This window comes from Dactylosporangium sucinum (genome assembly GCF_014647515.1).
In the GTDB taxonomy this organism is placed as follows: Bacteria; Actinomycetota; Actinomycetes; order Mycobacteriales; family Micromonosporaceae; genus Dactylosporangium; species Dactylosporangium sucinum.
In genome coordinates this window covers 1-17762 of the sequence record NZ_BMPI01000071.1, presented here as the reverse complement: position 1 = coordinate 17762, position 17762 = coordinate 1, and the positions used below count along the sequence as shown (strand labels likewise).

The 17762-nt window shown below is 71.3% G+C and carries 17 protein-coding genes and 2 tRNA genes; 9 read left to right on the top strand and 10 right to left on the bottom strand.

Annotated features, from left to right (window positions below; translation table 11 throughout):
- Positions 1 to 14 precede the first annotated feature (14 nt).
- From IEZ31_RS45415 to IEZ31_RS45405, 3 genes are all read left to right on the top strand, one after another.
- Positions 15 to 509 carry a GNAT family N-acetyltransferase gene (locus IEZ31_RS45415; RefSeq protein ID WP_190256367.1) on the top strand — a complete coding sequence of 165 codons (495 nt, stop codon included), beginning with the start codon at positions 15 to 17 and terminating at the stop codon, positions 507 to 509.
- 90 nt (positions 510 to 599) lie between these two features.
- The gene (locus tag IEZ31_RS45410) at positions 600 to 2171 is read left to right on the top strand and encodes a serine/threonine-protein kinase (protein ID WP_190256366.1); all 1572 of its coding nucleotides are present in this window, start codon (positions 600 to 602) and stop codon (positions 2169 to 2171) included.
- Positions 2172 to 2216: 45 nt separating this feature from the next.
- Positions 2217 to 2576, top strand: coding sequence for a DUF1801 domain-containing protein (locus IEZ31_RS45405; protein ID WP_190256365.1), 360 nt, complete (start codon positions 2217 to 2219; stop codon positions 2574 to 2576).
- Positions 2577 to 2830: 254 nt separating this feature from the next.
- On the opposite strand, the gene IEZ31_RS45400 is transcribed toward IEZ31_RS45405, so the two are convergent.
- The 3 genes from IEZ31_RS45400 to IEZ31_RS45390 are packed head-to-tail and all read right to left on the bottom strand — an operon-like array spanning position 2831 to position 5582.
- Positions 2831 to 3601 (bottom strand): FAD:protein FMN transferase, encoded by a 771-nt coding sequence (locus tag IEZ31_RS45400; protein WP_373294795.1) that lies wholly within the window; start codon positions 3599 to 3601, stop codon positions 2831 to 2833.
- Positions 3602 to 3603: 2 nt separating this feature from the next.
- Positions 3604 to 4188 carry an FMN-binding protein gene (locus tag IEZ31_RS57395; protein ID WP_229836851.1) on the bottom strand — a complete coding sequence of 195 codons (585 nt, stop codon included), beginning with the start codon at positions 4186 to 4188 and terminating at the stop codon, positions 3604 to 3606.
- Between the two features lie 14 nt (positions 4189 to 4202).
- Positions 4203 to 5582, bottom strand: coding sequence for a ferredoxin reductase family protein (locus IEZ31_RS45390; RefSeq protein ID WP_229836849.1), 1380 nt, complete (start codon positions 5580 to 5582; stop codon positions 4203 to 4205).
- Between the two features lie 558 nt (positions 5583 to 6140).
- On the opposite strand from IEZ31_RS45390, the gene IEZ31_RS45385 reads away from it, so the two are divergent.
- Complete coding sequence (locus IEZ31_RS45385) at positions 6141 to 6668, top strand: hypothetical protein (protein ID WP_190256363.1); 528 nt, start codon at positions 6141 to 6143, stop codon at positions 6666 to 6668.
- A 75-nt stretch (positions 6669 to 6743) separates the two neighbouring features.
- Here IEZ31_RS45385 and IEZ31_RS45380 read toward each other — a convergent pair whose 3' ends face one another.
- The 5 genes from IEZ31_RS45380 to IEZ31_RS45360 form a co-directional block, all read right to left on the bottom strand.
- Positions 6744 to 7220, bottom strand: coding sequence for a GNAT family N-acetyltransferase (locus IEZ31_RS45380; RefSeq protein ID WP_229836847.1), 477 nt, complete (start codon positions 7218 to 7220; stop codon positions 6744 to 6746).
- Between the two features lie 143 nt (positions 7221 to 7363).
- Positions 7364 to 8053 (bottom strand): DsbA family oxidoreductase, encoded by a 690-nt coding sequence (locus tag IEZ31_RS45375; protein WP_190256362.1) that lies wholly within the window; start codon positions 8051 to 8053, stop codon positions 7364 to 7366.
- Between the two features lie 134 nt (positions 8054 to 8187).
- Positions 8188 to 9402 (bottom strand): hypothetical protein, encoded by a 1215-nt coding sequence (locus tag IEZ31_RS45370; RefSeq protein WP_190256361.1) that lies wholly within the window; start codon positions 9400 to 9402, stop codon positions 8188 to 8190.
- Positions 9403 to 9411: 9 nt separating this feature from the next.
- The gene (locus tag IEZ31_RS45365; RefSeq protein ID WP_190256360.1) at positions 9412 to 10938 is read right to left on the bottom strand and encodes an alkaline phosphatase D family protein; all 1527 of its coding nucleotides are present in this window, start codon (positions 10936 to 10938) and stop codon (positions 9412 to 9414) included.
- Positions 10939 to 10994: 56 nt separating this feature from the next.
- Positions 10995 to 11849 carry a hypothetical protein gene (locus IEZ31_RS45360; RefSeq protein ID WP_190256359.1) on the bottom strand — a complete coding sequence of 285 codons (855 nt, stop codon included), beginning with the start codon at positions 11847 to 11849 and terminating at the stop codon, positions 10995 to 10997.
- Positions 11850 to 11996: 147 nt separating this feature from the next.
- Here IEZ31_RS45360 and IEZ31_RS45355 point away from each other — a divergent pair, with 147 nt between their 5' ends.
- The 3 genes from IEZ31_RS45355 to IEZ31_RS45345 all read left to right on the top strand — a co-directional run bounded on the left by IEZ31_RS45355 (position 11997) and on the right by IEZ31_RS45345 (position 14330).
- Positions 11997 to 12713 carry a single-stranded DNA-binding protein gene (locus IEZ31_RS45355; protein WP_190256358.1) on the top strand — a complete coding sequence of 239 codons (717 nt, stop codon included), beginning with the start codon at positions 11997 to 11999 and terminating at the stop codon, positions 12711 to 12713.
- 386 nt (positions 12714 to 13099) lie between these two features.
- Positions 13100 to 14113: a guanitoxin biosynthesis L-enduracididine beta-hydroxylase GntD gene (gene gntD / locus IEZ31_RS45350; protein WP_190256357.1), complete on the top strand. Its 1014-nt coding sequence runs from the start codon at positions 13100 to 13102 to the stop codon at positions 14111 to 14113.
- A 141-nt stretch (positions 14114 to 14254) separates the two neighbouring features.
- Positions 14255 to 14330, top strand: a tRNA-Arg gene (locus IEZ31_RS45345).
- A 218-nt stretch (positions 14331 to 14548) separates the two neighbouring features.
- Here IEZ31_RS45345 and IEZ31_RS45340 read toward each other — a convergent pair.
- Positions 14549 to 14657 (bottom strand) — tRNA-Val (locus tag IEZ31_RS45340).
- 535 nt (positions 14658 to 15192) lie between these two features.
- On the opposite strand from IEZ31_RS45340, the gene IEZ31_RS45335 reads away from it, so the two are divergent.
- Positions 15193 to 15516, top strand: coding sequence for a hypothetical protein (locus IEZ31_RS45335; protein ID WP_190256356.1), 324 nt, complete (start codon positions 15193 to 15195; stop codon positions 15514 to 15516).
- A gap of 443 nt (positions 15517 to 15959) precedes the next feature.
- On the opposite strand, the gene IEZ31_RS45330 is transcribed toward IEZ31_RS45335, so the two are convergent.
- Positions 15960 to 16538, bottom strand: coding sequence for a DUF1444 domain-containing protein (locus IEZ31_RS45330; RefSeq protein ID WP_190256355.1), 579 nt, complete (start codon positions 16536 to 16538; stop codon positions 15960 to 15962).
- 121 nt (positions 16539 to 16659) lie between these two features.
- Here IEZ31_RS45330 and IEZ31_RS45325 point away from each other — a divergent pair, with 121 nt between their 5' ends.
- Entirely contained in the window at positions 16660 to 17631 is a 972-nt protein-coding gene (locus IEZ31_RS45325; protein WP_190256354.1) for a cobalamin biosynthesis protein, read from the top strand.
- Positions 17632 to 17762: the final 131 nt, after the last annotated feature.

Below are 17762 nucleotides of genomic sequence, written 5' to 3'. Positions count from 1 at the left end.
ACCTGACGTGTTGAATGAACAGCGTGGAGATCAGGCGCTTCGCGGACACCGACTGGGCGGGCCTCTGGGACGTGTGGCACGAGGTCGTGGCCGCGGGCGAGAGCTACGACAATGACCCCGCATCGTCGGAGCACGATGCACGTGCACACTGGATCGGCCTTCCCGGATTCGAGGTCTGGGTGGCCGTCGAGGACGGTGACGTGCTCGGCACGTACAAGGTCGGCCCCAACAAGGGCAAGCTCGGCTCCCACGTCGCCAACGCGAGCTTCATGGTGTCGTCGCGGGCGCGCGGGCGGGGCCTCGGGCGCACGCTCGGCGAGCACTGCCTGGACCGTGCGCGCCAGGTCGGCTACACGGCGATGCAGTTCAACGCCGTGGTCTCCACCAACACGGTCGCCGTGCGGCTGTGGCGCTCACTGGGCTTCATCATCGTGGGCACGATCCCCGACGGCTTCCAGAGCACGAAGCACGGTCTGGTCGACTTTCATATCATGCATCGGTACCTGTAACGGTGTTGAACGCGCGGCACGTAACCCTCTCGGGGCGTATTCCCTGGTACGGGTTGTGTCCTACATCTTGCGTTCTGTACCAATACCTCGATGCGTACTCCCCCCGAAGCGCGCAACGAGACCGGCGGCGGTGACCTCACCGGCTACAGGATCGGTGACGCGTACGAGCTGATCGAGCCGATCGGTGGCGGCGGCACGGGCACCGTCTGGCGCGCGCGGTCGCTGGTGCAGGACGAGCACGTGGCGGTCAAGCTGCTGCGCGAGGACCTGATGGCCGAGCCGAAGGCCGTCAACCGGTTCGTCCAGGAGCGGGCGATCCTGCTCATGCTGCGCCACCCGCACATCGTGCGCGTGCGCGACCTGGTCACCGTCGGCACCTCGCTCGGGCTGGTCATGGACCTCGTCGAGGGCGGGAGCCTGCGGGACTACCTGCACGAGCAGGGCACACTCCCGCCGGCCGAGGCGGCGATGCTGCTCGCGCAGGTGGCCGAGGCGCTCGCGGCCGCGCACAAGCGGGGCGTCGTGCACCGCGACCTCAAGCCCGACAACATCCTGCTCGACCGGGTCGACGGCAGGCTGCACTGCCGCCTCACCGACTTCGGCATCGCGCGCATCCTCGACACGCCGAGCATGACGACGCCGGGTGCACTCGTCGGCACCGCGAACTACGTCGCCCCCGAGGCCGTCTACGGCGGCCGTCCCGCACCGCCGGCCGACATCTACGCGCTCGGCGTCGTGCTCTTCGAGCTCACGGCCGGCCACCCGACCTACGCCGGCGGCCCCGCCTGGGCGATCCTGCGCCGCCACGTCGACGAGTCCCCGCGGCCGGTCGACGGCATGCCCGACGCGATCTGGCAGGTCGTCCAGCAGTGCATGGACAAACGCCCGGGCCGCCGCCCCTCCGCCCGCGACCTGGCCGCGACGCTGCGCACGGTCGCGCGGCGCGTGCGTGACCTGCCGGCCCTGCCGCCGCACACGGTCGACAACCGGCCGACCACGCCGGGTCCGCCGGTGCCGAGGCCGCGGCCGGCGCCGACGCGTTCCCGACGAGCCTTCTGCGCAGCGGTACTGCTGGCGCTCGCGGCCCTGGCCGTCCCCGCCTGGAACTTCCTGAACCGCCCCGGCGGCGAGGTCGGCGAGGCCCGCCCGGGCGCGCACTCGACCGCGGCTCCGGCCGGCGGCGGATCGCCGTCCGCGGTCCGCCCGACGGCCCGTGCCGTTCGGTCGGCGGGCGCCGCGACGGTGGGCGACGCGTCACCGGCCGGGCCGAGCGGCCGCGCCGCGACCGAGGCGACCGAGGCCTGGCAGGACTGGGAGTGTGGCGACAGCTATACCTGGGATCTCGGTCACCCCGCGGTCGTCCAGCCCTGCCACGCCGTCGGCACCGGCCGCGTCCGGCTGGTCGGCCACATGAAGGCCCTCCCCGGCATCCAGGCCGACGTGACGATCTCCCTCGTCGACGCGGACACGGACGAGCTGGTGGCCGGCCCGCACCTGTGCGCGGGCCTGATGTTCACCGACTTCGCCCCGTCGCACGACTGCGGCCCGTTCGTCGACAACCCGCCGCGCGGCCACCGCTACGTGGTCGTGCAGAAGTGGGTGTACTCCGGCCGCTCGATCCTGCCGGGCGGGGAGGTCCGCGGGAAGGAGTTCGCCTGGTAGGAAATGACTTCCGAAAGTGTCGTACCCGTGTGGTGAGGTGTCGGCATGATTGCCGCCGCGCCGCCGGGCATCGACGAGCTCCTCGAGGATCATTGTGCCGACATCAGCGCCCTGACCCGCCACCTGCGTGACGTCATCCTCACGGCCCGTCCGGAGCTGACCGAGCGGGTGTATCGCGGGTGGCACGGGCTGGGCTTCCACCATCCCGAGCGGGGGTATATCGCCGCCGTGTTCCCCGGCACCGACTCCGTCTCCGTCGGCTTCGAGCACGGCGCCGACCTGCCCGACCCGCACGGCCTCCTGCAGGGCACCGGCAAACGGCTGCGCTACCTGCGCTTCCGGCCGGACGCGAGCGCCCCGACGCACGAGCACCTGGTGGAGTATCTCGACCTGGCCGTCTCCTAGCACCGTCTACAGCAACCCGGCCGCCGCCGTGGCCCGCTCCACCGTTCGCCGTGGCTCTCCACCGTTCGCCGTGGCTCTCCAGCGTGAAGCCGCCACCTCGGTCCTGGCCGTGATCCGCGAGACGCCCCGGGCGGTGAGGCAGACCGGCCCCTTCTCTCGCGTCCTCTTCGCACGGGCTTCGCGATCGATGGAGAGTTCTGGTCGCCACGACAGCCGGACGTCTCCATGGATCATGAAGCGCTCCGAGTTGCCGGTCAGGTGAGGTGGGCGCTCGCGGCCACCGGCAGGTTGGCCGAGCGCATCGCCTGGCCCTCCTCGGTGACGACCGCGCACTCGTGGCCAGGGAGGGTGGCCAGCCAGTCCAGGCCGCGGGTGCCCATCGCCAGGGCCGCCGTGGCATAGGCGTCGGCCGTGCCCAGCTCCGGGCCCACGACCGTCACCGACCGCAGCGCGGTGGCCGGGGCCCCGGTGAAGGGGTTCAGGACGTGGAGGCCGCGCTCGTAGGTGCCGGAGGTGGCCACCGCCATGTTCGTCACCTCCAGCACCCATGCCACCGACATGGCCTCCCACGGGTGGCGGACGCCGACGCGCCAGCGGGAGCGGCCGGTCGGGGCGCCGCGGACGAAGATGTCGCCACCCGCGTTGAGGCAGTGGTTGGCGGAGCCCTCGTCGAGCAGGCGGTCGCAGGCGCGCTGGACGGCCCAGCCCTTCACGTACCCCGAGGGGTCGAGGCGCCCGCCCGCATTGATGTCGAAGTAGCCGTCCGTCTCGCGCCACAGCTCGGCGCAGCGGTCCAGGACCTCACCCACGACCGGGGAGCAGTCGGCGCGGCGCAGCTCGCCGCGGCCGAGGCGGCTGATCTCGCTCTCCGGCTTGTAGGTGCTGAAGATCGTGTCGACCACCCGCAGCCAGTCGAAGACGCCGTCGGCGAGCCGCTCGAGCTCCGGCACGGGCAGGTCGTCGGCCAGGTCGAGGCTGACCGCCATGCCCATGACGTGTTCGACGCGGACGAGGCTGTGTGCCATGGCTACGGTTGGTAGGCGCGGTCGATCGCGGACTGCAGGGACAGCTTGTAGCCGGAGCTGGTGTACGTGGCACCCGACACCGAGTCGATGTCGGCGCTCTGTGCGGCCAGCGCCTCGGCCTTGAGCTTCGGCAGCGCGGAGTTGTTGATCTGGACCGACCGCGAGTGGTCGCTCGGCGAGTCGAGGACCTTGACGTCGGTGATCTTGCCGCCGGAGACGACGATCGACAGCTCCACGTTGCCGTAGTCGACGTAGACCGCGTTGCCCTTGAACGTGCCGTCCTTCATCGTCGTGCGCGGCGGCTTGGGCGCGGCGGTCGTCGGCTTGGGCTGGCCCGCCTCCGTCGTCTTGCCGGGTGCCGCCGCCGTGGTGGTCATGGTCGTACCGGCGGCAGGGGCGCCCGGCGCCGTGGACGTCCCCGGCTGCGGGGGAGGGGCGACGGAGCCGCTCGGGACGGCGCCGGGCCTCGGCTCGCCGGCGGCCGGCTGCATCGCCTGGTCGGACGGGCTGCTGAAGCCCGCCTTGGCGCCGACGAGCAGGATCGTGCCCGCCGCCGTGCCCATCAGGGCGATCATCGCGCGTCGCACCGCAGTACCAACTCTCAGAACTCGAAGGGGTCCAGGTGGACCTGCCGGCGCGGCACCCGCAGGCGGCGCAGCACGTGCAGGGACTGCTCGACGAGCCCGTCGGGGCCGCACAGGTAGACGTCACGGTCGGCGATGTCGGGCACCAGCTCGCGCATGCCGCCGGGCGTGAACAGCCGGCGCGGCCCGGGGTCGCGGCGGTCGCCGACGACGAACCACAGCTGCGCGTGCCGCAGCTGGGCCAGGTGCTCCAGCTCGTGGCGCAGGTGCAGGTCGTGGACGGCGCTCGCGCGGTACATGACGACGGCCCCCGGCGGCAGCTCCTCCAGCAGCGCCCGGATCGGCGCGATGCCACTGCCGGCCGCGATGAGCAGCGCGCGCTGCCGCACCCGCCGGCTGGCGGTGAAGTCGCCCCACGGGCCCTCGACGAAGATCCGCACGCCGGGCCGCAGCTCGCGCAGCTTGTGGGTGTGGCTGCCGACGGTCTTCACGGTCAGCCGCAGCCAGCGCCCGTTGGGCGCCGCCGAGAGCGAGAACGGGTGGGCCTGCCACCAGTACCCCCGGGCGAGGAACCGCCAGCGGAAGAACTGCCCGGCCTCGGCGTCCAGGTCGTGCAACCGGTGGCCGGTGATGTAGATCGAGATCATGTCGGGCCCCTCGGCCACGACGTCGGCGACCCGCAACCGGTGGCGCAGGTTGAGCGTGAGCGGCGCCAGGATGCGGCCCCACGCCACGGCGGCGGCCACGACCACGTAGAAGGCGATCCAGGTGGTGCGGCCAAGGCCCGGGCGGAACAGCTCCTGCCCGTTGGAGAACTGGTGCGCGAAGCCGAGCAGCAGCGCCAGGTAGGCCGTCAGGTGCAGGAAGTACCACAATTCGTACGGCAGGGCCCGGCGCAACCCGCGGATGCTCAGCAGCCCGATGCACACGAGCATGCCCGTCGCGAGGAAGGCGGTGACCATGTCCTGGTACTCGGTCAGGATCGTCCCCAGCTCGCTGACGAACCCGACCCGGTCGGCATAGGCGTAGCCGACGGTGATCAGCGCCGCGTGCGACAGGATCATGACCAGCACCGAGCCGCCCAGCTCGCGGTGCCACAGCCCGAGGTGGCGGGCGCCGATCCAGCGCTCCAGGAACCCGACCCGGCTCATCAGCACGATCTGGACGAGCAGCAGGTAGCCCGCGATGAGGCCGGTCACCCGGCCGGCCGACTGGAACAGCTCGGCGGCCGTGTCGAGCGAGCCGGTCTCGGTGTTGAGCCACCAGGGCAGCAGCGCGAGGCCGAACCCGCCCCAGAAAAGGGCACGCAACAGGAACCGTCCGGCGCTGTTGTGCTCCACCGGGCGCGTGGCCGGGGCGGCGAGCTGGCCGGCGGGGCGTTGCCGAGGGACGGTCATGGTCGCTGTCTCGTGCTGTGCATGTAGTTCCACTGCCATCGTGATATCAAGGCCCGGAGGGCGCGGGCCACGGGCTTAAGCCGGTTTTCAACTTGCGCACAGTTTTTTGCTCCGACGGGCTTCGCCCGCGGGTATGTGGGGGGTTCCCACCCCACGCCCCCCATGCGCCGCTGCGCGGCGCACTTTTTTGCTCCGCGGGCTGCGCCCTCGGGTTGGTGCTGTTTTTTGCTCCGACGGGCTTCGCCCGCGGGTTTGTGGGGGGTTCCCACCCCACGCCCCCCATGCGCCGCTGCGCGGCGCACTTTTTTGCTCCGTGGGCTGCGCCCTCGGTTGGCCTGGGGGTTCGCCAATCGGTGCTCGTACGGACTGCTTTTTGCTCCGACGGGCCCACCCCATGACCCCTGTGCGCGGCGCACTTTTTGCTCCGAGGAGCTTTGCCCGCGGTTTGTGTGGGTGGTCCCAGCCCACGCCCCCGCGTCGCTGCGCAGTTTTTGCTTCACGGGGTTTGCCTGCGGTTTCGTGGGGGGTCCCGCTCTGCGCTCGTCCTAGACTGTCGCGATGCGGCGGTTCTGGCGGGTTGTTCTGGTGACCGCGGCGCTGCTCGTGGCCGCGGCGGTCACCGTCCTCGGCGTCGCGTACTCCATCGGCGCCTTCGCCGACTCGGGCCGCTTCAGCGCCGCCCCCGGCTGCAGCACCCTCGACGCGGCGACCGTCGCGCCGGTGCTCGCCAACCCGAAGCTCGCCGCGGACGGCGACAACTGTACGGCGACCGATGGCCAGACCCAGATCAACGTCGGCTTCACGGTGGTGACCAAGCGGGGCAACGTCGGCGGGCCCGAGCTTGCGGAGCGCTTCATCGACGCGGTCGGCGGTGGCGACACCGAGCGGCTGCAAGGCGTTGGTGAGCAGGCGATCCGCCAGCGCACCAACGCCATCGGGGCGCCGCAGATCATCACGATGCGGGTCAGCAACCTCATCGTCGTGCTGTCGGTGGCCAACCTGTCCGGCGGCGACCTTCCCGCCGGTGCCGAGGACGGTTTGGTGAAGGTGGCGACCACGCTGGGGACCCGGCTGGCGGGCCGGTAGTTTCGCTGCAACTGCACGAAGTCGCATTTCGGGCAGCACCGGCAAGCCGGGATCAAGTACCCCGGTGGAAGCTGCCTACGGAAGCTGGCGCAGGAAGCGACCAGCCGCGTCCGACCGGTCCTGGTAGCCCAGCGCCCGGTAGAAGGCGTGCGCGCCCTCGCGGGTTCGCATGCTGGTCACCTCGACCGACGAGCACCCCCGCATCAGCCCGAACGTCTCGGCGGCGGCCACGAGGCTCGTCCCGATGCCGCGCCCACGGGCCGACTCCGACACCGCCAGGGCCACGATCCGCAGCCAGGCGCCGTCCTTCTCGAACGAGGGGATGATGTGTGCCGCGATCACGCCCAGCAGCCGGCCCCGCTCGTCCCAGACGAACGAGGCACCGTCGGGGTGCTCGACCCAGCGCTGCAGCCGCTCCGCGATGTTGGTCTCGCCCTGCGGATATCCGAGCTGCTCCAGCAGATCCGCCACCTGCTCGGTGTCGTCGACGGCCAGCCGGCGGACCCCACGGGCGACCTGCATCCGGTAGCTGTGCAGCACGTCTGCGCTCATAGCATGCAGCGTAGAACTGGCCACCCGATCTGTGCCTGCCGGAAAGCAGTCACTCATGTTCACGGGTTCACGTGCACAACGTTCCTGCCTCTTGACTGCGGGCGCGGTGGCCTTACTATTCCGCACCCGCAGATGCACGTGCGTCAGATCGCGCAGGAGTCCTCGGTGCAGGCGTCCGCGTCCGGCGAGCCGAGCACGGTGAGCGACGACTGGCGCAGCGCCTGCTGGAAGATCTCCACGGGCTGCGCGCCGGAGACGCCGAGCCGGCCGTTGAAGACGAAGAACGGCACGCCGCTGATCCCGTACGCCCGGGCGGTCGCGATGTCCTCGGCCACCCCGTCGGCGTAGGAGCCGTCGGTGAGCGCCTGCTTCGCGGCCACCTCGTCGAGCCCGACCTCACCCGCCAGGCCGGCCAGCACGGCGTGGTCGCCCACGTCGGCGCCCTCGGTGAAGTACGCCCGCATGAGCCGCTCCTTGAGCTCGCCCTGCTTGCCGCCGGCCTTGCCGAAGTGCAGCAGCCGATGGGCGTCGAGGGTGTTGACGGTGCGGGCGCGATCGAAGTCGTACCGCAGCCCCTCCTCGGCGGCGATGCCGGTCACGTGCGCGAACATCCCGCGCACCTGCGCCTGCGAGAGGCCCTTGCGGGCCGCGAGGGACTCGGCCACCGTCCGCGGGTCGCCGGTCGGCGTCGACGGGTCGAGCAGGAAGCTACGCCACTCGACCGAGACGCCCCCATCGGCGCCGTCGAGCGTGGCCAGGGCCCGCTCCAGGCGGCGCTTGCCGATGTAGCACCAGGGGCAGACGATGTCCGACCACACCTCGACCTGGATCATGCGCGCTCCTTACTCGTTGATGCTTCAACAATAGCGCGGATCAACAGGCCGCAGTGCGACGAAGGCCACCCCCAGCGAACGGCGCCCGCGGCCGGCCGCGTGCGTGCGCGAGACCGTGGGCGCCGCCCTGTCGCTCACCAGTCCGAGTTGACCCCGCCGGTGCCCAGGATGACCTGGTCGAACGTGTTGCCGTCGTTGTCGTCGGTGTAGGCGACGCTCAGCTCGCCCCAGTGCGAGACCGCGACGCCGATCTGCTCCTGGCGGCCGGTCGCCGTCTGGCTCAGCGTCTGTGCCGCGAGGCGCCCGGTGGCCGTACCGTCGGCGTTGAACCCGCGCACCCACACGTCCGGGTTGGTGCCCCCGACCGACCAGCCGACGACCGTGTTCGTCTGGCCGTCGATGCCGATCACCGGGTTGGCGGCGCCGTTGGCGACGAGCACCTCGGCCCCGCGGGCGACCGCCCCGGCGCCGAACGACCGCGTCCACACTCCGGCGGTGCCGGTGTGGTCGGACTCGTACGCGATCGCGAAGTCGCCGTTGAAGTTCGCCGCGATCGCCGGGTGGCGCTGCTGGCCGTCGGCGACGCTGTTGGCGACCCGCCGGGACAGCGTCACCGCGCCGGTGGCCTTGGCCAGGCCGACCAGGCCGACGTTGTAGAACCCGTTGCCGTCGCCGTCCTCGTCCCAGACGACCAGCGCGTCGCCGGACGCCGAGACCGCCACATCCGGCCGGTGGTGCTGGCCGGTGGTCTGGCTCGCGAAGACCTCGTAGGCCTTCGTGGCGGCCGCGGTGTAGCCGGCGGCCTTGACCGTGTACGTGGTGCCCTGGACGTCCTCCCAGACGACCGTGAACGCCGGGGCCGCCGTCGACGGCGCGCCGTCCGGGTCGACGGCGACCTTCGGCAGGATCTGGTCGCCGGCGGTGTCGGCGTTGGCGCGGCCGGACGCGAGCACCGAGCCGGTCGGGGAGACCACACGGTACTGGATGTTGAACACCCCGTTGCCGTCCGCGTCCTCGGCCCAGACCACGACGGCGTTGCCCTTGTCGTCGAGGCCCACGTCGGGGCTGATGTGCTTCCAATTGGTACCGCTGGTGCCGCCCGCCGACAGCTTCAGCTCGTATTTGGCGGTGCCGTTGGTGAACAGGCGCACCCAGACGTCGGAGTGGTTGTTGTCGGCGGGGTCGGTGCTGTCGCGGTCGTCCTCCCACGCGACGGCCACCTGGCCGTTGCGGTTCGTGGCGATGCTCGGCACGTCCTGGTCGCCGGTCGCGACGCTGTTCGCGGTGGTCCACGTCATCGACGCGGCGGCGAGAGCCGCGGCGACCGCGGCGGTGGTGATGGCGGCCATCGTGCTCCCTTACAGGGCCTGAAGGCCGGGACGGCCGTCGAGGATCGCGAACGACTTGAGCGTGCTGGCGGCGGCGCCGTGCTCGGTCACCGAGGCCAGGCCGCGGAAGTCGGCGGTGACCTGTGCCTGGGTGATCCGGGTCCGGACGTAGCCGCGCCGGTTCGAGTAGAACTTGAGGTGCGGGTTGGTGGCGCCGTTGGGGATCGTCGTGGTGGCCGAGCCGTTGCCGCCCGAGGTGATCGAGGTGCAGACGAGCTCGGTGGCGACGGTGGCGGTCCCGGCGTCGTTCATGACGTTGTTCGCCCAGCTGGCGTGCACGTCGCCGGTGAGGATCAGGGGGTTGCGCACGGCGCGGTCGGTGAAGCCCTGCAGGATGCGCGACCGCGAGGCCCGGTAACCGTCCCAGGCGTCCATGTTCGACGCGCCGCTCGCGTCGAACTGCTTGGCGAAGAACACCTGCTGGCCGATCACGTCCCACTTGCCGAGGTGTTGGCCCAGGCCGTCGAGCAGCCAGCTCTCCTGGGCGGTGCCGGGCAGGCTGCGGCTGGCCAGGTCGGCGTCGGCGCACACCTTCCAGCCGTCGTTGCACGCCTGGTCGTTGCGGAACTGGCGGGTGTCGAGCATGTGGAAGGTGGCGAGCTGGCCCCACCGGACCCGGCGGTACAGCTGGATCGAGTTTCCGCTGTTCTTGTTGGCCGGTCGTAGCGGCATGTTCTCGTAGTACGCCTGGTAGGCCGCGGTGCGCCGGGCGGTCCACTGCGCGGTGGTCAGCGCCGGGCTGCTGTCGGCCCGCACCATGTTGGCGTAGTTGTTCTCGACCTCGTGGTCGTCGGGCACGACCAGCCAGGGGGCGATGGCGTGGGCCGCCTGGAGATCGGGATCGCTCTTGTACTGCGCGTAGCGTCGCCGGTAGTCCGCGAGCGAGACGATCTCGGCGCCGAGGTGCTGCCGCACTCCGGAGGAGCCGGCCCCACCCTCGTAGATGTAGTCGCCGAGGTGCAGGATCAGGTCGGGTCGGTCGTCGGCCATCCGCCGGTAGGCGGTGTAGTAGCCCGACTCGAAGTGCGCGCACGAGGCGAACAGCATCGTGAGGTCGCGGCCGACGGTGGTGACGGCCGGCGCGGTGCGGGTCCGGCCGACGGGCGAGATGTGCCCCTGGGCCCGGAACCGGTAGTAGTACTCGGCGTCGGGGTTCAGCCCGCCCGCCACGACGTGCACCGAATGGGCCTCCGCGTAGCGGGCGGTCACCGTGCCGGACACGACGAGCGACGTGAACGTGTCGGTGGTCGAGACCTGCCAGTCGACGGCCACGTCGGCGTTGGCCATCCCGCCCTGCCCGTCGGCGTTGAGGGGCGACGGGGCGAGGCGGGTCCAGAGGACGACGCTGCTGGCGTCCGGGTCGCCGGAGGCGACGCCGAGCTGGAACGGATAGGGGACGGCGGCCTGCGCACTCTTGGCGGCCGCGAGGACGACGCCGGTGGTGGCGAGCCCACCGAGGACGAACGTGCGTCGGCTGAGCCCGGGCTTGGCTTTCATGGCGACACCATCGAATTCCGCCGTGAACACTGCGTGTCCGGCTGTTGTATAGACAACTACGGATACGTTTGGATCACCCGCAGGCTCTGGTGACCGCCCTCCAGCAGCATGGGCGCGAGCTCGGTGCCCTCGAACGGCGACTCCCGCACGATCCGGCCGAACTCGGCCGCGGGCCCGCTGCCGGCCGCCGCGACGAGCAGGTGGTCGGGGTCGGGGATCGCCACCACGATCCGGTCGGTCTCCAGCAGCTGCGTCATCCGCTGCGGGAAGTCCGGCAGTGCGACCGCCGACGAGACGAAGTAGCCCTCGCGGCGTAACGACAGGACCCCGTTGTCGAGCGCGTCCACCCGCAGGCCCCGGGTGAGGTTGCCGAACGCCTCGCCGAGCCGCTCGCCGAACGTGGAGCGGTCCATGAAGTGGCTCACGCCGATCGTGCCCCGCTCGGTCGCCGCGACCGTCGCCAGCGCCACGACCAGCCCGCCGGGCACCACCTCGTGGAACGGCAGCGCCTGCAGCAGCGGGCCGCTCTGCGGCCGGACGGTCCACAGCACCGGCAGCAGCTCGCCGTGCTCCTCGGCGTGGCGCACCTTCCGCTCGAACTCGGCCTTCGCCATCGCCTGGTGGGCGTCGGCGAACGCGGCGTCCCAGTCGCCGTCGCGCGGCCGGTCGAACGAGTACGTGAGCCGCGCCTCCGGGAACTCGTGCTCGATGAACGCGAGGTCCGCGGCCGACGGCTCCCACTCGCTGTAGAGCTCGACGACCTGCGCGCCGGTCGCGCGGTGCGCGCGCTGCACCTCGCGCCAGGCCTGCCGCACGGCGTCGTCGTCGCGGGTCCGCCCCTGACCGATCGCCGGCCGCTCGACGCCGGCCAGCCGGAACGCGACGAGATTGCTCGATGGGTCCTTGTCCATGCGCGGCACGGTACCCGCTTCGACCCTGATCGGCTGGCCTGTCCACAAGCGGCCGGTTATCCACAGATCCGGCCCAAGATCGCAGCGGGGACCGGCCTTCGTGGCGCAAGCTGCCCGGCGAACCCACAAACTGGAGGGAGATCGGAGATGTTCGACACGACGGTGACCATCGTCGGCAACGTGCTCAACCCGCCGGACGCCCGGCGCCTGGTGGAGAGCCAGTCACTCGTCACGCACTTCAAGGTGGCGGCCACCTCGCGCCGGTTCGACCGGGCCAACGAGCGCTGGGTCGACGGTGACAGCCTGCGGGTGCGCGTGAACTGCTGGCGGCAGCTGGCCGACAACGTGGCCCGCAGCGTGAACGTGGGTGATCCGGTGATCGTCACCGGGCGCCTCTACAGCCGCGACTGGGAGGGCGACGATCACGTCAAACGGGTGAGCTACGAGCTGGACGCGTTCTCGGTCGGCCACGACCTGGCCCGCGGCCGGTCGCGGTTCGCCCGGATCAAGGCCAGCACGCAGACCTCGTCGATCGACGACGACCAGGCGGACAAGCGCATCGGCGAGGCGCCGACGGAGCCGGCTCCGGAGGTGACCGAGCTGCCGCGGCGCCGGGCCTACGACGAGGACCTCGGCGGCTACGTCACCCTGGTGGACGAGGAGGCGGTCCGTGACCCGTTCGCGGAGGAGGTGCTGGCGGAGCTGGCCGAGTCGCTCGAACCCGTCTCGGAGGAGTCCCTGGATGACGCCGACGAGGCTGACGAGGCCGACGACGCCGACGACGCCGACGACGGCGACGACGACGTTCCGGAGCCGGCCGCCGGGCGGCGGCGCCGCTCGCGGCGGGTGGCGGTCCCCGCCTAACCACAGGTTTCGTGTGGCGGCGCGGGTATAGCATCCGCCGTCCCGGGTAGGCGGGCCCGGTGTGCGGAGAAGTGTTCCTGACCGGGCCGGCCGTGGCGCCGGTCCGGTCAGATTGACCGCGCCGATTGCCTGAAAGGCAGTCCAAGATCCGACAGCGGATAACGAAACAGGCGCATGATGTGGGCAGTTCATGCGCTGGCCTCGCACTGCAGCTTTACAATTCGTAACGGTCGAGCACCGCCGCTCGTTGCCCCGTTGACTGTCGTTCGTGGCAGCCAATAGGCTCCCCGGCGGACTCGTCGGCGAGCAGGCGGGGCCCTTGTATCGACTCGACAATCCACGACCCGTCTGCCCATCGGGTTCCTGTTTGTGATCTGGAGGGCGGCATGGTCGCACCGGCCACGCTACGTGTCGATGCCGTTGAGCTGGACTCGATCACCACCACGATCGAGCGGCTGGCCGGCGAGTTCGACACCGTCGAAAGTGGGCCGTTCCTCCGGGCCGTCACCCTTGCCTCGCACGAATTGCCCTCGCGCATCCGGGCCGAGCTGCTCGACTTCAAGATGGAGGAGACCAACGGCGCAATTCTGATCCAGGGATTGCCGGTCGACGACGAGCGGATCGGCCTGACGCCGTTCGGCCAGCCGCACGACGAGCGGACCACCCTGCGCCAGGACATCGCCTTCTTCCTCTTCGCCTCCTGCCTGGGCGACCCGATCGGCTGGGAGACGTATCAGCAGGGCCGCCTGCTCCAGCACGTCGCCCCGCAGCCCGGCCACGAGCTCGACCAGACGAGCACGGGTTCGATCTCCAACCTGGAGTGGCACACCGAAGAGGCCTACCACCCGTTCCGGCCCGACTACGTGGGCCTGATGTGCCTGCGCAACCACGACAACGTCGCGACGACGCTGGCCCAGGTCGCCGACCTCAGGCTGAGCGCCGAGGACCGGGCGCTGCTGCGTGAGGAGCGCTACGTGATCCGGCCGGACGACGCCCACCTCAAGCACCGCGAGGACGTTCCCGGCCTGGCCGACCGGCTCGACAGCTACCAGCGCGTCGACCAGATGCTCGCCACCCCGGAGCCGGTCGCGCTGATGTTCGGCGCCGAGGACAGTCCGTATCTGCGCGTCGACCCGTACTACACGGACAAGCCCGACCAGGACGAGTATGCGGCGGCCTACCTGCGGCTCTGCACCGAGATCGACGCCAACCTGCAGGAGATCGCGCTGCAGCCCGGCGAGATCCTTTTCCTGGACAACTGGCGCACCGTCCACGGCCGCAAGCCGTTCCGGGCCGACTACGACGGCCGGGACCGCTGGCTGAAGCGCCTGAGCCTGACCCGCGACCTGCGGAAGTCCCGCCACATGCGGGCCAAGGTCAACGGCCGCAGCATCGGCTGAGCCCCGCACCGCTCACGCGGCTCGCGCGCGTCGAAACATTAGGAGTTGCCGTCCGTCGGCCGCTCGTGGTGTCCTGGGAACGTCGATATGGCTCCCCACAAGCGAATCCGCCGGCGCAGGCGGTAGCCTGTGCGACGACATGCGCTCGTAGCTCAGCGGATAGAGCAGGGGACTTCTAATCCCAAGGTCGTAGGTTCGATCCCTACCGGGCGCACCACATTCACGCCGCCCAGGCGCCCATACAGCCAGCATGATCAACCCCGATCTGGCTGTGCCCGAGGACCTTCATCACGGTCCGGGGCAAGGCGCCGGACGCCGGGAGGACCGTCGCGCAGAGGCCGCATAAACCGAAGGCGTCGAACGGCTGCAGGACAGGCGACGGAGCCGCGGGTCGCCTCCGAGTGCGCCGGGCGCGCGAATGACAACGCGGTCGGGTGGGGCAGACGAGGCTCGAACCCGCGACCGACGTCTTGTGAGGACGTTGCTCTGACCGCGTTCACAGCCGCTCCACCGCCTGCACCGCCGCCGCCTGAGCTACTGCCCCTCGCGCCGCACCCGATGAGCTGCACCAGGGGTGCGCCCCGCTCTCGAGTCCGGACAGCCGAACGAGCGTGGACGCCGTGCCCAGGACCGGTCATGCAGCGGTACCCAGCCGTCGCCGTCGCCGCCGCCCGCCGTCCCGCAGCAGTCGCCGTAGCGTGTCTGTATGGCCGTCGGCTGCCCCGTGCAGTGCCTGCAATGCTCGCCGAACTCGGCGGGGAGCTACGGGCGCTCGCCGAACACGTCCTGGACCAGGGATGGGCGCTCGCCGAACACGTCCTGGAGCAGGGACGGACGCCCGACGCCGAGACGCGCGTCCTCGGGATCGTGCACTCCGCCTCCTCGTTACCGCCGCCGCTGGCGACCGTCGACCTGTCCCGAGGTGATCTCCATGCCGAACTCCGCCCTCTCGCCCCCGAGAATCCCGCGGACGAGCGCCTCACGGGCCGCATGATGACGGTGTACCTCGCCCGCGGCCTCACGCGGCGCGACCCCGGCGTTCAATCGCCCCGACCCTGCTGGAGCCCAGGATTGACGACGTGCACCGCCCCGCCGACGTGCTCCTCCATGCGGTACCGATGGGTGCGGTACCGGTGAACGAGCGCCGCCGCGAGGACACCCGCAACGCCATCGGCGTGCTGACGCTGCTGTTCCAGTCGCCGCAGGACGGCGAGACCCGATCCGAGTACCTCCAGCAGATGATCGGCGAGGACGACGCCGTCGTCGACATCGGCCGGGCGTTCACCGGCATGACGAACCTGGCCGCGCTCATCCTCATCGAGCACACCAGGGCCACGGGTCTATCCGCCGCGGAGGTCCTGCAGCGCATCGCCGCCGACCTCGCCACCGAAGAGCCGGAGTAACCCCGCAACGCGCCAGGTCCGGCCGCAGCCTGGCGACGCTGTGCGGGGGAATTCGCTGGTGAGTGCTTCCTGATGGACCTCCTTCGCTCGGAGCTTCGGGCCGTGGCGGTCTGAGCGCGCCGGGTCGCCAGCCGGCGCCGGGGCAGCTGAGCCGGCGGCGGCAGGCAGCCCGGCATCCCGTCGGCCTGACAACAGGCACGCTCAGACGCCGGGGACGGTTTTGGGCGGGGCGCGCGTCCTGCATCGGGTTAATCCGGACCGGTACCGGTTGCCTGCCATCGCCGTCTCCTCCCGTTCGGGGAGAAGACTGCGCCAACCCGGCCCGCCGCCGCTCGACCCCACCGCCGAATCTGTGGACAACCATCGGCTTGTGGATAACCGCCGGCCGGTGGACAGCGCGCGGCAACGGGCCCTGAGCAGGGAAAGGGGGCTTCGCGAAGGGATCAGGCGTAGCCGGGAATCGGCGCGTCGACGCTCGACTGCGGCATCGGCGGCGCTGACCGTACATCTGAGAAAAGCTCCCAGATGCCCCGGCGGCGAACCAGCATCTTGCGGGACAGCAGATGGCGGTCACCCGCGAAGAACACCCGGTCGACGGCCCGGCGGACCTTGGCCAGGCCGGGCGGGGAGTGCGAGCCGGTCACGATGACCACGTCGCGGGCCGGCACGCCGACGACGAGTTCGCCGGGCACGGAGCGCTCGAGACCGGCCCACAGGGCCTCGGCGAGCAGCAGGGTGGACGCGATGCCGTCGAAGTTGAGGATGAGGGCGGGCGGCTGGCCGTGGACGGCGACGGAGTCGAGCCGGGCGTCGAGGTTGTGGGCGGCCTGGCGGCGCAGCATCCTTCGAGGCATTTCCATGCGTTGGAGATCGGCCCACGTCACGAGGCGCTGCCCGAACGGCGGCCCGTAGCTGTATCCGACCCCAAGGCCGCCCATGAAGTCGTCGAGCACGGGCGCATGCAGATCGTCGCGCCGGACTTCGCGGAGCGGGACGAGCACGGGGAGGAGCGCGAGCTGCACGACAGCAAAATAAGACGGTGACGGATGTGAGACAAGCTCTTGTTTTTGCGCCATCTGCTTGCTAGAGGTCCGGCTCCGGACCGCCTCCGTTTTTGTCGGACCCCCTCGGTAGGTTCTCCGCATGGCTCAACCCAGGTTCGCAGCAGACGCCGTCGGCATGGTCCTCGGCGCACTGCTCGACGTCGTGTTCGGTGACCCGCGCCGGTGGCATCCGGTGGCGGGGTTCGGTCGGTTCGCGTCGCTCGTCGAGCGGCGCACCTATGCGGACGACCGGGTCGCGGGGGCCCGGTTCGCCCTGGTGACGGTGGGTGTTCCCGTCGCCGCCGCGGCGGCCGCGGCCCGGCTCACCCGCCGCAGACCGGTGGCCCGCACGGCTCTCGTGGCCGCCGCGACCTGGGCCGCGCTGGGCGGCACGAGCCTGGCCCGGGAGGGGCGCGTGATGGCCGACCGCCTGGAGCACGGCGATCTGGACGGCGCTCGGGAGCAACTGCCGAACCTGTGCGGGCGCGATCCGTCCACCCTCGAAGCGCCGGAGCTCGCCCGGGCGACGGTCGAGTCGGTCGCGGAGAACACCTCGGACGCCGTCGTCGGCCCGCTGTTCTGGGGAGCCGTGGCCGGGCTGCCGGGCATCGTCGGCTACCGGGCGGTCAACACGCTGGACGCCATGGTCGGGCACCGCTCGCCGCGCTACGCACGGTTCGGCACCGCGTCCGCCCGCCTCGACGACGTCGCCAACCTGGCGCCGTCCCGGCTGACGGCCGCGCTGACCGTGGCCGCCGCGCCGGTCGTCGGTGGCGATCCCGGCCAGGCGCTGCGGGTCTGGCAGCGCGACGGCGGGCGGCACCCGAGTCCCAACTCGGGGCAGTGTGAGGCCTCGATGGCGGGGGCGCTGGGCGTTCGCCTGGGCGGGCGGAACGTCTACGGGAGCCGCGTCGAGGAGCGGCCACAGCTCGGCGACGGCGGCCGGCCGACCCCGCGGGACGTGCGGCGGGCCGCGACGCTCTCCGTGACCGTCGCCGCGGCCGCAGTCGGCGTGGCTGCGGCGGCTCGCCTGCGGCTGGGAAGGCACGAGCGTGGGCGGGGGCGGAAGTGAGCGCGCACCGGAGGGCATGGCGGACGATAAGCGGTTCCGGAGCGAAGTGGAGGGGGCCGCTCATGGTGGGTTCAGGGTGGGGCTCAGGCGGCCGGAGCGGAGCGGAGGGCGCGTGAGCGGTTCCGGAGCGA

Bases quoted from the DNA above. Each gene is read 5' to 3' on its own strand.
- IEZ31_RS45415 (WP_190256367.1), top strand. From the start codon at position 15: ATGAACAGCGTGGAGATCAGGCGCTTCGCGGACACCGACTGGGCGGGC.
- IEZ31_RS45410 (WP_190256366.1), top strand. From the start codon at position 600: ATGCGTACTCCCCCCGAAGCGCGCAACGAGACCGGCGGCGGTGACCTC.
- IEZ31_RS45405 (WP_190256365.1), top strand. From the start codon at position 2,217: ATGATTGCCGCCGCGCCGCCGGGCATCGACGAGCTCCTCGAGGATCAT.
- IEZ31_RS45400 (WP_373294795.1), bottom strand. From the start codon at position 3,601: ATGGCACACAGCCTCGTCCGCGTCGAACACGTCATGGGCATGGCGGTC.
- IEZ31_RS45390 (WP_229836849.1), bottom strand. From the start codon at position 5,582: ATGACCGTCCCTCGGCAACGCCCCGCCGGCCAGCTCGCCGCCCCGGCC.
- IEZ31_RS45385 (WP_190256363.1), top strand. From the start codon at position 6,141: ATGCGGCGGTTCTGGCGGGTTGTTCTGGTGACCGCGGCGCTGCTCGTG.
- IEZ31_RS45380 (WP_229836847.1), bottom strand. From the start codon at position 7,220: ATGAGCGCAGACGTGCTGCACAGCTACCGGATGCAGGTCGCCCGTGGG.
- IEZ31_RS45375 (WP_190256362.1), bottom strand. From the start codon at position 8,053: ATGATCCAGGTCGAGGTGTGGTCGGACATCGTCTGCCCCTGGTGCTAC.
- IEZ31_RS45370 (WP_190256361.1), bottom strand. From the start codon at position 9,402: ATGGCCGCCATCACCACCGCCGCGGTCGCCGCGGCTCTCGCCGCCGCG.
- IEZ31_RS45365 (WP_190256360.1), bottom strand. From the start codon at position 10,938: ATGAAAGCCAAGCCCGGGCTCAGCCGACGCACGTTCGTCCTCGGTGGG.
- IEZ31_RS45360 (WP_190256359.1), bottom strand. From the start codon at position 11,849: ATGGACAAGGACCCATCGAGCAATCTCGTCGCGTTCCGGCTGGCCGGC.
- IEZ31_RS45355 (WP_190256358.1), top strand. From the start codon at position 11,997: ATGTTCGACACGACGGTGACCATCGTCGGCAACGTGCTCAACCCGCCG.
- gntD (WP_190256357.1), top strand. From the start codon at position 13,100: ATGGTCGCACCGGCCACGCTACGTGTCGATGCCGTTGAGCTGGACTCG.
- IEZ31_RS45325 (WP_190256354.1), top strand. From the start codon at position 16,660: ATGGCTCAACCCAGGTTCGCAGCAGACGCCGTCGGCATGGTCCTCGGC.